Origin of the sequence: Chryseobacterium shigense, from assembly GCF_014207845.1 — a bacterium.
GTDB lineage: Bacteria > Bacteroidota > Bacteroidia > Flavobacteriales > Weeksellaceae > Chryseobacterium > Chryseobacterium shigense_A.
In genome coordinates, this window is the sequence record NZ_JACHLC010000001.1 from 222,736 (window position 1) to 238,819 (window position 16,084).

The 16,084-nt window shown below is 36.2% G+C and carries 12 protein-coding genes; all 12 read left to right on the forward strand.

Going from position 1 to position 16,084, the window contains the following annotated elements; genetic code table 11:
* The 12 genes from HNP36_RS01030 to HNP36_RS01085 are packed head-to-tail and all read left to right on the forward strand — an operon-like array spanning nt 1 to nt 16,075.
* Nucleotides 1-660, forward strand: coding sequence for a Pvc16 family protein (locus HNP36_RS01030; protein ID WP_184161598.1), 660 nt, complete (start codon nt 1-3; stop codon nt 658-660).
* Between the two features lie 21 nt (nt 661-681).
* The gene (locus HNP36_RS01035; protein WP_184161594.1) at nt 682-2,598 is read left to right on the forward strand and encodes a phage tail sheath C-terminal domain-containing protein; all 1,917 of its coding nucleotides are present in this window, start codon (nt 682-684) and stop codon (nt 2,596-2,598) included.
* Nucleotides 2,599-2,631: 33 nt separating this feature from the next.
* Nucleotides 2,632-3,069, forward strand: a complete 438-nt coding sequence (locus HNP36_RS01040; RefSeq protein ID WP_080778370.1) for a phage tail protein — start codon at nt 2,632-2,634, stop codon at nt 3,067-3,069.
* A gap of 9 nt (nt 3,070-3,078) precedes the next feature.
* A complete protein-coding gene (locus HNP36_RS01045; RefSeq protein ID WP_184161592.1) occupies nt 3,079-3,537 on the forward strand; it encodes a phage tail protein in 459 nt (152 codons plus the stop codon).
* 10 nt (nt 3,538-3,547) lie between these two features.
* A complete protein-coding gene (locus HNP36_RS01050; RefSeq protein WP_184161589.1) occupies nt 3,548-3,724 on the forward strand; it encodes a DUF5908 family protein in 177 nt (58 codons plus the stop codon).
* Complete coding sequence (locus tag HNP36_RS01055) at nt 3,721-4,491, forward strand: hypothetical protein (protein ID WP_184161586.1); 771 nt, start codon at nt 3,721-3,723, stop codon at nt 4,489-4,491. The genes HNP36_RS01050 and HNP36_RS01055 overlap by 4 nt, the downstream gene beginning before the upstream one ends.
* 5 nt (nt 4,492-4,496) lie before the next feature.
* Complete coding sequence (locus tag HNP36_RS01060; RefSeq protein ID WP_184161584.1) at nt 4,497-6,182, forward strand: phage baseplate assembly protein V; 1,686 nt, start codon at nt 4,497-4,499, stop codon at nt 6,180-6,182.
* 1 nt (nt 6,183) lies between these two features.
* Complete coding sequence (locus HNP36_RS01065; protein WP_184161581.1) at nt 6,184-6,477, forward strand: PAAR domain-containing protein; 294 nt, start codon at nt 6,184-6,186, stop codon at nt 6,475-6,477.
* Nucleotides 6,478-6,489: 12 nt separating this feature from the next.
* A complete protein-coding gene (locus tag HNP36_RS01070; RefSeq protein ID WP_184161578.1) occupies nt 6,490-6,897 on the forward strand; it encodes a GPW/gp25 family protein in 408 nt (135 codons plus the stop codon).
* Between the two features lie 16 nt (nt 6,898-6,913).
* A complete protein-coding gene (locus HNP36_RS01075) occupies nt 6,914-10,066 on the forward strand; it encodes a baseplate J/gp47 family protein (RefSeq protein ID WP_184161575.1) in 3,153 nt (1,050 codons plus the stop codon).
* A gap of 12 nt (nt 10,067-10,078) precedes the next feature.
* Nucleotides 10,079-13,087, forward strand: coding sequence for a hypothetical protein (locus HNP36_RS01080; protein ID WP_184161572.1), 3,009 nt, complete (start codon nt 10,079-10,081; stop codon nt 13,085-13,087).
* 9 nt (nt 13,088-13,096) lie between these two features.
* Nucleotides 13,097-16,075, forward strand: coding sequence for a hypothetical protein (locus tag HNP36_RS01085; RefSeq protein ID WP_184161569.1), 2,979 nt, complete (start codon nt 13,097-13,099; stop codon nt 16,073-16,075).
* The last annotated feature ends 9 nt before the right edge of the window (nt 16,076-16,084 follow it).

The window sequence follows — 16,084 nt, forward strand, 5'->3', positions numbered from 1 at the left end:
ATGAATTTAAAAACAATCATAGAGAAAATTGCCGGATTGGTTGATCCTGATGAAAATATGATCAGCATCACCAATATTGCTACCCTTAATGATGGAGATGATTTTCTAGAATTAAAATCCAGCATTACCCTATCTGTTGTAAATATTCAGGAAGATAAAACACTTAAAAACCAGTCTGTTTATCAAAAAAATACCATCAGCAATACTGTTGATAAATATGCACATCCTACAAAATACCTGAATATTTCTATTCTTTTTGCATCTTATAATAAAGACCATTCCCAGTATTTGGTTGGTCTCGAAAAACTACAGAGTATTATTGATTTTTTTCAGCAGAACAACTCTTTTTATTATCATTTGAATACTAATGAAGTAATTACATATTATACCTATGACGGTAAAAGTGATACCGAAAAAAAAGACTATTCAAAAATAACATTCTTATTAGTTAGTTTAAGTATGGACCAGCTCAATCAGATGTGGTCATACTTAGGTTCAAAATACATGCCTTCAGTTTTGTACGAAATGAGAGTGCTGCCTGTTCAGAAAAATACAAAAGTCAACGAAAAAGCAATCGAAGAAATTGGAATAAATCTGTGGGAAAATAATAAAAATGATCCTACAGGATTTTTAGAATCCGTAGTTCACCCTAATCCTTAAAAATAATTAAAAAATAAAGCCATGAATGTAAGTTCACTTAAAACACCCGGAGTGCACATCAATGAAATTGACGCATTCCCACCATCAGTAGCACAGGTAGCCACAGCAATACCTGCTTTTATAGGCTATACGGAAAAAGGACCGCTTGTTCCGGTAAGAATTACCTCTTTTATGGAATTTGAACAGATTTTCGGAAAAGCTCCAAGTCCGGACACCGTTACCATTGATATAGGAAATGACGTGTATACGGTAACTGAAAGTAAATTTAAACTGTACAACAGCATAAAATTGTTTTATGCAAACGGAGGAGGAACATGCTATATCGTTTCCCTCGGAAAATTTACAGATAATCCTGCATTCTCTGCGTCAAAAGACTTTACAGATGGTTTGGATTTGTTAAGAAGTTTTGATGAGCCCACCTTATTGCTTTCTCCCGATGCAGTTAATTTATCCGCTGATAATCTTGCTGCCGTTCAACAGCAGATGCTTCTTCAGTGTAATGATCTGATGGACAGGTTTTCAATACTGGATATCATCACATTATCTGCCCCGAATAAAACGGACTTAATTTCCAGCATTGAAAGCTTCAGGGATAAAGTAGGAAATATGAACCTGAAATACGGAGCTGCTTATTATCCGCATTTCAACATCAATTCCAGTTATAAATTCAGGTTTAGCAAAATAGATGCACAGGTAAATTTTGCAGGTATTTATGCTTCTGATCCTATTATTGCTCCCATGATCGCTAAATTTAAATCCCAGTATGATTTAGTTTATAAAGCTACAGCAACTACAGGATTTATTTTTGAATGGAATAAAGCTGCTTTTCAAACCAATAAAGACAAAGCGGTAATAGCAAACGACTTTTCCAATACCAATGCCTATTTCACAAAACTGGTAAACCTGTTGTCAAAACTGGGGAAAACATCCACCATTACCGATGCAGATTTGAAAATTTATGTTGAAAACACAATCTCAACATCATTAAAACCATATCTGCAAAGCCTGATTGATCTCAAGGCAGTTTATAATACATTGAAAGATCCTGCTACCACAAACGTTTTTGTTGCAGGAAAACAGATCAGCCAAACTATTGTAGCTGCTGATTTTGAATCAATCTGGGGTACTTTGGCCGTTTCATCATCCAATCCTTTCACGGGTAATTTAGAAACTACTCCCGCACTTACGGCAGATTTAAATAAAATACAGTTTGCATTGGACAAATTAAGAACATTGATTCTTAATGGAATGAACAGTGCCATGGCTTCCATCGAAAATTATATCGAACAGCAGGAAAGCACGCTGACTTCCAATATGCCGTTGTATGCTGAAATCGTTGCCAGATTATCCGTTTCTATGAATACTGTGCCTCCTTCGGGCGCTATAGCAGGAATTTATGCACAGACAGACAGGACAAGAGGAGTCTGGAAGTCCCCAGCAAATATCAGTATCAATGGAATTATTGGTTTAACAGATGATATCAATGATACGGAACAGGAAGACATGAATATTCATCCTACCGGAAAATCTGTTAATGCCTTAAGAAAATTTACAGGAAGCGGTTTCCTGGTTTGGGGTGGAAGAACACTAGCCGGAAACAGTAATGACTGGAAATACATTAACGTTCGCAGATTGGCCAATATGATTGAAGAATCTGTGAAAAAGGCATGTATGCAGTTCGTTTTTGAACCTAATGCTGCTCAAACCTGGGTCAATGTAAAAGGAATGATAGAAAATTACCTTACCACAGTATGGAATGACGGAGGTTTGGTAGGGGCAAAAGCAGAGCATGCATTTTTCGTTCAGGTTGGATTGGGACAAACCATGTCCGCCCAGGATATTCTGGAAGGAAGAATGATTGTTAAAATTGGGTATGCCCCTTCAAGACCTGCTGAATTTATCGTTTTGGAATTCAAGCAAATGCAACAGCGTTCATAAAAATAATCTTTACTAATCAAAAAAATTAATATCATGCCAAATACAGATTTTCCACTACCGAAGTTCCATTTTAGCGTTGCCTGGGGAGGTAGTAAAATAGCATTTACTGAAGTTTCCGGTCTTAATAAAGAAATGGATATCATAGAGCACCGTGTAGGATCAAGCCCCGAGTTTTTTAAAAAGAAAATGCCGGGATTGGCAAAAAACGGGAATATTACCTTAAAAAGAGGCGTGTTTGAGGGAGATAACGAGTTTTACGACTGGTACAATACGGTAGCCCTCAACACCGTAGAAAGAAGAAACATTACGATCTCGCTATTGGACGAAAACCATGAACCGAAAGTAGTCTGGAAAGTGAAAGACTGTTTCATCGTATCCCTGAAATGTACAGATATGAAAGCCGATGCCAACGAAGCAGCCATAGATACGGTGGAAATCGCCAATCATGGTTTTACATTGGAATACCTATAAAAGCTTGTCATGCCTAATAATGATCCCATAGTAGGTTTCCATTTTTCGGTAGTATTTGAACTGATGCCACAGTTTTCTATTGATACAAAGTTCCAGAATGTAAGCGGATTAAAGGCAACTGTTGAAACGGAATCCTATACAGAAGGCGGACAAAACAGGTTCAAACACAATCTGCCGTTGCGTTCCGGTTATCAGGATCTTGTTTTAAAAAGGGGGCTTACCTCCGATATGTCCGGACTGTCCATGTGGTGTAGCCAGGCCATAGAAAACTTTATTTTCCATCCGGCCAATCTGGTAGTGTCATTATTAAATGAAAATGGAATTCCCGTAAAAGTCTGGTATGTATCTCATGCCATTCCGCTGAGCTATGAATTCAGTGAATTTAATGCAGAAGAAAATAAAATAGTTGTAGAAACCATTACCCTGAAGTATAATTTTTTCAAAGAAATTCCTGTTCCGGGGTTTTAAAAAAAATAAAATGGCAATCGAGATCAAAGAACTGAGGATAAAAGTGAACATCACCGAAGGAAATGATGATCAGTTTCATATTGCTAAAAAGATGGACCCTGTAAAATTACAGGAAATGAAATCTGAAATAGTAAAAGAGTGTACCCAAAAAGTTTTAGAAAAAATTAAAGAAAAAGAAGAACGATGATACAGGCAGCTCTAGGCATTATAGATAAAATGCGGATCGAGGTTTTTCCTACAAAAGACTATGCCGAACCTCCTAATGAAACCATTTTTGTCCAGTTAAATCCCGAAAAATACACCATGAAAAATAATGTGGTGTTTTGCGAAGGACAGGCAATGGGAACTACGGGAAGCGATCTGAAATTCAATAAAATTGAAGGGGAAGAAGTAACATTCGATTTTTTGTTTGACAGTTCAGGCATTGTTCCTCAGGGAAAAACAGTAAAAGGAAAAGGAACGGATTCTCTTACAGGGACGTTAAGCGCAATCGGTGAATCATTGAAACCGGCGTATGTAGATCCTTTCGGGGAAGTTGAATCGGTGGAAAAGCAGGTGGAAGGATTCAAGGATTCTTTAATGAAATATGACGGGAAAAGTCACCAGACTCCTTATTTAAAATTACTTTGGGGAGGCTACAGTTTAAGCTGCCGGCTGAAAAGCATGGATATTGAATATTATCTTTTCAGAAAAGACGGAAGACCGGTTCGTGCCAAAGTGAAATGCCTGTTCAAAGGAACGGTAAAATATGAGTTGATGGTGGCTGAACAGAAAAAGAGTTCACCCGATCTTACCCATGAAAGAACCATCCAGATGAATGATAAGCTCCCGCTGCTGGCAGAATCTATCTACGAAAGCGATGATTTTTATATTGATGTAGCGAAAAGCAATAAACTGCTTAGTTTCAGGAATATAAATACAGGACAAAAATTAAAATTTCCACCCGTTAAATAATTACCATGTTATCTTTAAAACCATTTTTCCCATCAGAAACCCTGTTAAAATTAGAATTTTTAATAGATGGGAAAAATGTGGGACTGGATAGTTTGCTGAAAGATGCATCCATTAATTTTGAGCTGAATAAAATCCCCTTTGCAAAATTTACCTTTATTTCCGGCCAGCTGACAACGGACAGTAAAGAAAAATTACCTACCGATTCTTTGGTAAGAACATCCGATGATAAACCTATAGAAATAGAAGTGAAAGTCTCCTGTGAAAAAAAATCAGTTACTTTTTTTAAGGGAATCGTTAAATCACTCAATAAACAAAATGATAATGACCAGGTAGTTACGAAAATAGAATGCAAAGATGTTGGATTCAAGCTGGCATTGCCCGCCAAAGTGGATGAAAATAATAAAGACAAATTTTCTGATAAACTAAAAAAATATACTTCGGATGCAAAGCTTAAGCTGGGTTCTCATTTCGATGGAGAATATCTAAATGAAGCCATTACCCACAATTCAGCAACTGTTGCATGGGATTATTTAGTAGGGTTTTTAGATTCTGTCGGGATCATGACGGCTTTGCGAAACGGGGAATTCAACGGGATTGATCTCAAAAAAAAGCCGGAAAAAGAATCCTATGTAGCTGAAAACGGGCTTAATGTATTCTCTTTTTCAGGTAAAAAAGATCCTGAAAGAATAAAATCATCCGTTACTATCGAAACATGGGACATTGAATCCCAGGCGATAAAAAAATTCAATTCCGACCAAAAAGGGCCGAAAAATGAACAAACCGTAAAGCTCAATCAATCCACCTATAAACCGGCAACGCTCACACGGATTGCTGATGTGATCAAGGAAAAAAGCAATATTGCATCTGTTCATGGAAAAGTGACCACTTATGGCAATCTTGAAGCAAAAGCAGGAGATTATATAGGTTTCAGCAAAGTAAACAAGGATGTTGATGATCAATCATTTCTGATTACTGCCGAAGTTCATACTATTGAAAACGGCTGCTGGAAAACCGAGTATACGTATGGTTTTGAAAATGAAAAATCTTTTACAGAAAATACAGCCGGCGGAATCAACAACAGCCAGGCCCAGGTTGGGCAATCCAACTCGATTAACGGTCTGCAAATCGGGATTGTAACTCAGATTGAAGAGGACCCGGATAAGCAGTTCCGGGTGAAAGTGAGGATTCCTGTTTTATCTGAAAAAGGAGAGGGAGTCTGGGCAAGACTGGCCACACTTAATGCTTCAAAAGACATGGGAAGTTATTTTATCCCGAATGTAAATGATGAGGTCATTATCGGCTGTTTAGGGAATAATCCCGATACACCCATTGTTTTGGGAAGCCTTTACAGCAACGTAAATAAAATGCCTTTTCCCATTGAGAAAGAAAACTATATCAAAGGATTTGTAACCAAAGAAGGTACTAAAATCATTATGGACGATGAAAAAAAGATTGTCGAGATCAGTACCAAAAAAGGAAATAAAATTACCATCAGTGATGATGCAAAAGGCATTACGCTGGAAGATGAAAACAAAAATAAAATAGTGATGGACAATAAAGGAATCACTATAGAAAGTAGCAAGGATTTTAATGTTAAAGCAAAAGGAAATGTCCAGATTGAAGGGATGCAAAACACCATAAAATCCAGTGCAGTAATGGAATTAAAAGGATCATTAATTAAACTCAATTAATATGGGAACAGCAGCAGCAAGAAGTACAGATATGCATGTCTGTCCGGCTTCGGACGGACCCAAACCCCACGTGGGAGGCCCAATTTTATCGGGAAGCAATACTACAGTAATGATTGGCGGTTTACCTGCCGCAGTTGTGGGTGATTCATGCACGTGTGCAGGCCCGCCGGATACACTTATAAAAGGATCATCATCCGTATTAATTGCCGGAAAACCTGCCGTAAGAATGGGCGATTCCACAGCACACGGAGGACAGGTAATTCTCGGATGTTTTACAGTACTTATAGGAGATTAAAAACTAAAAACCATGACAGAAGATTCATTTTTAGGTGTGGGATGGGGATTTCCGCCAACATTTGATAAATATACAGGAACAGTTGAAACCGTTTCTGATGAAAAAGATATTCAGCAAAGCTTACAGATTCTACTCTCGACCCAGCTCAAAGAAAGAGTCATGAGATCCGATTTCGGATGCGATCTTACAGCGATGGTATATGAAAGCATCACCGTGACGTTACTCACCAAAATAAAAGGAATTATAGAAAATGCAATTCTGTTATACGAGCCAAGAATAGATTTGACAGAAGTAGATTTCAGCTCAACAGACGATCTTTCAGGCATTATAAATATTGAAATTATGTACCAGATACGGGCCACCAATTCCAGAAAAAATTATGTATTCCCATACTATCTGGAAGAAGGAACCTATCTGTAAAAAAAAGAAGTTAAAAATGGAAAACTGCAACACCATATTGTCCATACACAGCGGAATGGGAGCTACCCAGAACGACAGGTATAAAACTGCTCTGCAAACAGATTTTTTTCTGTTGGATGAAAGAAATGAGCAGGATTTCATTCTTTTCGTACAAAAGCTGTCGCGGTATGTAATGTATTATGACGGATTGAATATCGCAGATGGAAACTGGGCCGGTTTTTTTGAAAAAGAATCAACTTCCATACTTATTTTAATTGCCGGCTGGAATATCGAATTATTACAAAATTCTTTTGAAAGCAAGAAAAATGAAGTTTTATTAAATATAGATCTCAATACCCAAAAACAAATTTTAACAGATTACTTTAAAAGTATTGAAAGCGAGTACAATAAACTGCTGAGAAAGGCCCAGGATTTAGATAGCGATATTTCTGAAAAACAAAACCTTACCGTTGCCGCTTATTCTATTACTGAAAATTTCAATCAGGTTTTTATTCAGATCAGCAAAGCAACAGATATTGAAGCCTTATTTAAAAGCTACGTTTTTGCCAAAGCTTCACAACAGCTATTCGGGTTACTTTTGTCATGGAAGAGTTTTTCAAAAAATGCTATTGATTATCAGTTAAATAAATATTCAAAACATACACCACATTACGCACTTTTTCTTTCTTTTTTAAAATTATTAAACATTGCAAAGGAGAAACTTAATGAATTTACCAAAAAGCACCTGGATTTTTACTATAAAGATATACTGCGTGTAGAAAATCAGACTGCAAAGCCGGATTATGCCCATTTAGTGGTTACGCCTTATGACGCATCCCCTTTTTTAATTCCGAAAAACACCATTTTTCCTGCCGGTAAAAATACAGCCGGACAGAAAAAATATTTTGCTTCTACGGCTGATCAGACCATTAACGGAATTCAGTTGCACTCCTTATATAGTCAGTACAGAAAAGATGAGCAGTATTTTAAAACCGAAAATTTGCTTCCTTTCAATGCTCAGAATACAGGTTTTAATGCTTTTTCAACAACTGCAGCCGAATCTAAGGAAGGAATAATGATCGCAAGCCCGTTATTATATCTGCAAACTGGGGAAAGAACCATAAAGCTTAGATTTAATACTGCTCATTTCAATGCAGACGATTTCAGTTTTTATATGACAGGAGAAAAAAAAGTAATAGAACTTTCAGGGGAAAAAAATGAGGGAAATTATATCGTATTGACCATTCCTGCCACCGAAAAAAAGATTATTCCATTTAATAAAGAAATTCACCCCGAATTTTTAATAAAAACTGACTTTCCGGTCCTTAAAATTGTTCCGGACAACAGAAATATTATTCCATCTATAGACAAAATTGAAATTATTGTTTCCGTGGCCGGATTCAAATCATTTGTTTTAACCTCTGATCTCGGAGTAATAGATACGGAAAAGCCATTTTATCCTTTCAGTGAATTTCCCAAAACAGGAAACGGCATCACACTGGAATCCAATGAGTTTTTCATGAAAAAAAATGCTATTGCCTTTCTCAGTCTCGTTCCGGATGGACAGTCTGAAAATTATTTTGATCTGAACACAAAAAAATTCTTTCTGAATAAAGGAAAATATACAGATTTCGCAGGCTCTGATGGAGAAGCTCAATACTACAATGCCCAAAATACAAATACCGCAGATAATATCATTGGATTAACGAATCATTATCCTTTGAAGGAATTCAATTTTGAGGATATTTCAGACAACGGACTTACTTCAAACGGAAAATTCAGAATTGAACTGAACAATACAAACTTTAACAATGAAGCTTTTTTAGAAGCTTATATTACAGCTAATAAAGACTCTACAACATTACCGTACAAGCCAAAAATCAAGGAATTTATTTTCAATTATTCCGTATCAGAAGTTATTGATCTGAATACAAGAACCAATGAAAACAATCCAATAGAGCTTTATCAGGCTTTACCCTATGGATTTTTACCGATTGAAAAGGGGACATTTTATTTTTCAGATTTAAATATCCTGGAAGGAGCCGTTTATCTTGGGTTTGAACATGTTTCACCAAAAGACGGACTTACTTTTTTGCTTCAGCTGGAAGAAGGAACTGCCAATCCCTTATTGGAATCCGCGAAAATTTCATGGGAATACTTAGATAAAAATAAATGGATCTCATTTGAGCCCAATGCAATTGGTGATGAAACCTATTCGCTTACACAGTCAGGTCTTGTCAATGTTTCAATACCGGAATTTAATGTTTCTTCCAATACCATGTTTCCGGCAAATTTATTCTGGATAAAAATATCGGTTTCCAATATCCGGGCGGTTTGTAAATTCATAGGAATTCATACACAGGCACTGAAGGCTGTATTAACAGATTATGAAGAAACAGGAAGCACATTTTCAGAAATCACACCTGCAAAAACAATAAATTCAATATATGACAACATCGTCAATGTAAAAAAACTAGAACAACCTTATCCCTCTTTCGGTGGAAGACAAGCGGAAAAAGATACCATTCTGTATCAACGGATAAGCGAAAGATTACGCCACAAAAACAGGGCAATAACCTCATGGGATTATGAAAGAATTATTCTGGAAGAATTTCCTGAAATTTTCAGGGTAAAAGTATTAAATCATTACAGATACGACACGCAGATTTCCAATACTTCTGCGGGTTTTGTAACATTAATACCGGTTGCTAAAACTTCCAACGCAGAAAACATCAATTGGAAACCGATGCTGAGCCTTAATAAAATGACTTTAATAAAAAAATACCTTTCAAAAATTACGTCTCCGCATGTAAGGATTAATGTAAAGCCTCCGAAATTAGAAAAAGTAGAGGTCCAGTTTAAAGTAAAATTCCGTCACTCAGAAGGGATGGATACAAGATTATATATTTCAGAGCTTACCCGTACCATCAACCGCTATCTCAGTCCGTGGTCCTATGACGATCATTCCGAAATAAATTTTGCCAGCGAGATTGAGTTTTCATCTGTAATTCAATTGATTGACAATCAGTATTATGTGGATTACATTACCGACTTTAAAATCACCCAGTATGTTTTGGATGAAAACGGCAATACCACAGGAAGCCCTGTTCAGAATTTAAGTAAAATAACCCCTCAAACCGATTTCAGTCTGTTTGTTCCCAGTGAATCTTATCCCATACAGGAAATCTAAAAACTAAAAACCATGTTGACACAATATTACATAGAAAAAGACCGGAAATTGCCGCCTTCACAGGACTATCAGTTCCTGCTGAAAGAAGGGATGAAGTATGTGGAACAATTTGGAAATAAATTCTGGACAGATTATAATCCGCATGATCCGGGAATAACGATTCTGGAGGTTTTATGCTATGCAATTACGGAGCTGGGTTATCGTTCAGATTTCGATATCAAAGATATTCTGGCAAATAAAGACGGTTTTATCAGAAATACAACCTTCTTTACAGCTTCAACCATTTTTACCAACGCAGCTTTAACTGAGATTGATTACAGAAAACTTTTAATCGATATTGAAGGTGTTTCCAATGCCTGGTTATTACCTCTTAAAAATGAGATGAAAGACGGTTATTTCTTACCAAATGATTCTGAAGCCCAACTCTATTTAAACAAACTTGAAGATAAATTAAGTCTTCAGAATATTGATAAGCACAACAAAAAATTAGAGCGATTATCATTGTGGGGATTGAACAGAGTCAAAATAGAGCTTGACGAAGATCCCGTTCTTGGTGACCTGAATTCTTTATTGCTGAGATTCTCCTTCTGGAAAGAAAACCGATGGGTCAATATGAAGATCATCCCGCAATTCACCAATTGGAACCATCCGGATGCAGGATTATTCAAACTGATGAATACGCCTACGGAAATTACCATCAAAAGCGTTGAAAAAATTCAGGATATTGTTCATTTGATTGTCAACAGATATCCAGATCAGTCACAATCCCTGCGCTTCAGGATTTTTCCGGAAGATCCTTCAGAAATGGATATCATTCTGGATCATTTTGATCATGAGAAAAATACCTGTGAAGTGATTGACCTTTTTTATCAGAAAAAAAATAAGATCAAAGAAATATTTTCTAAAGTTGAAAACAGATTACATAAAAACAGAAACTTAACTGAAGACTACCTCTGCACAGAAGTGGTTGAAAAAATAGACATTGGAATTTGCACAGACATTGAGCTTGAAACAGGGATTGATCATGTAGAAGTCATGGCTCAGATACAAATTGCCATCGATAAAATCATCAGTCCGAAAATTAATTTTTACACCCTTTCGCAGTTGGTAAATGAAGGGTATCATTCCGAAGATATTTTTTCAGGGCCGAAACTCTCTCATGGCTTTTTAAAAGATGAAGAAATTGAAGAAGCACAGCTTCCAAAAGAGATCCATGCGTCCGATATTATTGCCGATTTAATGGAAATAAAAGGGGTGAAATCTGTGAAAAACCTGATGATGACCGCCTATAATATCTTAGGAAAGCCCATCAATAATGCCATGAATAAAAGCTGGGTCCTGGAACTTTCAGGAGATCAGAAGCCGGTTTTTAGTCCTGAAAAATCAAAACTGCTGCTTTTCCAGAAAAATATTCCTTTTCTGTTATCAGAAAACCAACAAATGCTGGTTGATCAAAAAGTAATCATGTACAAAGCACAGTTTAATCAGAAAAAACTCAAAGACACTTACTTTGATTTTGAAATTCCTAAAGGAGAGCATTTTGAGCTTCAAAATTACTACAGCATCCAGAATGATTTTCCTGCCAATTACAGATTGGGAAAGAATGTAATTTCCGAGAAAGAAACCGAACTGAGAAAGGCTCAGGTAAAACAGCTGAAAGGCTATCTCTATTTTTATGAACAGATTTTGGCAGATTTTTTCAATCAGTTATACAATGCTAAAGATATTTTCAACACCAATTCTGTCAGCAAAACATATTTCTCATACTATTTTGATGAAAATGTAATAAGTAAAGACAATTTTTACTGGAAAGATATATTGAGTTCAGATTTAAATAGTGCTTTGTTGCAGGGAGAATCTCCAAACGATGCCAGTTTGTACGAAACAAAAGATCAGTTTTACAGCAGGAGAAATAAAATCCTGGATCATTTGATGGCGCGGTTTTCTGAAAGTTTTAATGAGTACGTTTTTATGATGTACAATGTTGCCGGTGATACTTCGGGAATGGGCGAGATCAGCTTTGATTATGAAGATTTAATGATCGACAAGCAAAATTTCCTGAATGCATATCCTGAAATCAGCAGTAAAAGAGGTTTGGGAATGGATTACATGAATTCTGATGCCTTAAAAATGAAATCTTTCTGGAATACTGACCACCGGGGAGGTTATGAAAACAGGGTCGCAAAATTACTGGGAATCAATGAGATTGGATTGCGAAATATCGTTACCGAAGATGAAGATCCGCAAAAACAATGGACGGTAGAAACAAGTCCCGAACATTTTGTATTTAAAATTCTCTATCCGAATATCAGTTTACAGGAAAAATGGGATTGGGCGCAATTGCATTTTTTAGATCAGAATCTCTATAAAATAGATAATTCCGGAAGTAATTATTACCTGTATTTAGTAAAAGACACACAAAAAATAGCAAAATTATTTAAGACATTTCAGAATGAGACGGAAGCTTTTGAATACCTGAAAAAAATGATAAAAGCAATGAATCTGTATTATGAGAATTTTTATTGCCTGGAACATATTTTACTCAGACCGTTCAATTCTACTGTTTTTACAGATGAAGATCTATTATCGGTTTGTCTGAATGACGACTGTGATAATGAAGCCGATAACGATCCTTATTCTTTTAAAGCAACCCTGATTTTGCCGGGCTATCTTTCCCGTTTCAAAAGTATCGTTTTCAGAAAATATGCAGAAAAAATTTTCAGACAGGAAGCTCCGGCTCATGTACTTCTTAAAATTTGCTGGGTCAATATTTCAGATATGCTCAGATTTCAGAAAATCTACAGAAAATGGCTGGAAAATTATAGAATCTACCGGCAGAAATTCTGTAAAAATAAACTAAAAGCGGAAGATGAAACGAAATACAGAACGATACTTAATGAGCTTGTAAAAGCATTAAAAGAACTCAATACCATTTATCCGGAAGGTAATTTATACGATTGCCGGTTAAGCGAAACAACCAACCCTATTATTTTAGGAAACTCATCATTAGGAACTCTATAAACAAACACCATGGAAGCATATAACACCTCTGTTTATCCGGTTTTTGAAGCCGATCAGGTATTAAGCCAGAAAGAACTGAACCTTATCGTAAGCCATTTAGAAGAGCAGGACCGGTTAATAAGAAAAAATTTGACCGGAATAGGAATTGTTTGTGGTTCGGAACTTTCTTTTCCCTCACCAAACAGCGTAAAAATTTCCTGTGGAACGGCTGTTACCTCTTTAGGCTTTCAGATCAACTGGAAAGAAGATACTTTTTCCCACTACCACGATTTTGAAATTTCGGACCAGTTTCTGAAACCGGATTATACCAAAGAATCCTATCTTGATAAGTTTTTTAAATACACTGATGACTATACTGCGATTAAGAATTGTGTAGAGTTGCTTCCCGCCGGTTCCAACGCAGAGGATAAAAAACCGATACCCGCCAACTTTTTCAATAATAAGGTGGTTATCCTTCTTTTGGAAGTCACATTAATTGATCAGAAAAACTGCGTGACCACCAATTGCGATGATAAAGGAAAAAGGATGGAATTCAATGTAAGACCGTTACTTATTCCTATCAACGCCTCCAAAGAATTGTTGAAGGAATATGATATTTCCAAAACCTATTCAAAAATCGCATTTCCAAGATATAATGTTCCTTTTCAGAATGCTGTTGTTACGGGTTCTCAGGTTTTAGACGGCTTCAGGAAAGCGTATTCCGATACCCTGGTTTCGGGAATTTCAAATGCCGTTAAAGAGCTTTACCAGGATCATAAAAAGAATTTGTCAGGAACAGACCTTTCGGTTTTAGAATCGGTGAAAAGTAGAATTGATGAAACCGTAAATACATATAAATCAGGAGTTAATATTCAATATATATGGGACTGGATCTATGATATTACAGAAGCGTACAATGAGATCATAGATTTTAAGGAAATGTATCCTTCGGTTTGCTGTGTTGATGAAAACTGGTTTCCTTTTCATGTAGTTTTGGGTGGGAATTCCGTTTACGGAAATTCGTTCAGGACTCCTTTTATTAAAACTTCCGATTTCTCGAAAAAGGAAAAGAAAAAATCAGAAAAACTGGCACTTCTTTTCAGAAAATTAGCGCATCTGATTTCTTCATTTGAGGTGGTAAAAGTGAATGATATAAAAGTGACTCCTTCACAACATGGAAATTATCCATTATCAAAAAAATCAATCCCTTATTACTACAAATCAGTTTTAGAACTGAATAAAAAATGGAATCCGGATTTAACAGCTAAAAATCAAAACGATTCTGTCTTGTCTTATTATTCAGATTTAGCGGGCTACACAAATAAATTATCTGTTCAGAAACCTCTTTTATTTGATTTTGAACCCTATAATTTTTTCAGGGTTGAAGGTCATATCGGACTCAATTATAAAACGGCCATTCAAAAACTGAACTTAATAAGGGACAGCCACAATCTGTCTTTCAAAGTTACTGCGGTCAATGCCGTTGACTTTCTTAATAAAGAAGTAGATATTACAAAATTCGAAGGAAGATGGGATGATCTGGAAACAGACTACGATTTAGCCAGAAAAAGAGTATACAATATCACCGAATTTGCCATTAACTGGATGGATCAACATAAAGCAACATTAAGCAGCCAGGGGCTTATCGGAGTCGGAAGCATTGACAATTTTAAAAATATTCTTATACAGCTGAAAAACCTGCTTACCAATGATTTAAAGGAATTTCTGCCCAATTATAAAAGTTTTTATGAGATTTTCAAGCAGCTGAATTATGTCTTTCTGTTTCACAGATGGTGCATTCAGTTGAATAAACAGACATTATCAGTTTTAGCGGAAGATCTGATTGACCGTTTGGATGATATCAATGAACTTTTCTTAGATGATCCTTTTACCGTAATTTACGAAGAAGCGAATCTGAGATGGCAAAAAGTGTACAAAGACCTGTTTTTTTCCACCTTTATTAAAAAGCATCCTGGTCTGGAACATAAAGCAGGCGTTACCAAAGGAGGAACTTTTGTTCTGGTATATGTGGATTCTTCTATTTTCAAAGCTTCGGCTCCGCCCAAACAATATACTGCTTTGCTTACCGCAATTACAGCATATAAAAATAATTTCGCCATTGAAGACAGTGTTAAGCAGGATCTGATAAAAAGCGTAAAACTGACGGATTACAAATCACAGTTGATTACAAAGCCGGATCTTACAGCTATCGATAAATGTAAAGCGGAAACAGACAATATAAAGAACAGCCTGATAGAAGTGGCAAAATTTAACCTGAATGCTTATTATCCGGTAGAAATGAGCGGATTTATCCTTGGGAATTTAATAGATGTATTACAGTTTGAACCAAGCGTAAAACCCCAGGATAACAGTTTTCAGCAAACCGTTATTGCCGACTTCTTCCTACCTTATTCCTGTTGCGGAGACGGCAATACGCTGGAAGTGAAGATCGAAATCAACGAGCCGTTATCCATTTCGCTTGATAAGCTGAAATTCTGCCAGACAGATACCAATGAGCAGCAAATCGTGATCAAAGGAAAATCCGGAGGAAAATTTTCGGGAACCGCAAAAGATGCAATCGTTCAGAAAAGTGATAAATATTATTTGCAGCCGAATCACGCTTCGATAAAAACACCTAAAATCTATACACTTCAATATGAACTGGAAGGAGAATTCAGCAATACGATAGAACTGGAAATTGTAGCTCCTCAAGGTTTGAAATGGGAAGTTGCGCGGGATAAAAATGACGTTAATACCTTCCATTTTTCAAATCCTGTACAAGATGATCAACACGAATATGAAATTGATTTTAATGATGGAACCAAAATAACAACCAAAGAAAAACTGGTTTCCCACAAATTCGACTTTGATGACCTTAATAAACAGTTTGAAGTCAATATAGTACAGTTAGGCGAAACCTGTCCCAATCAGCAAAAACTCACAGTAAAACTCATAGGAGATTTTAATGTTTCCGATTTTAAATCAAAAGATTTTTTCACTGAACAATAATTTAAAAAA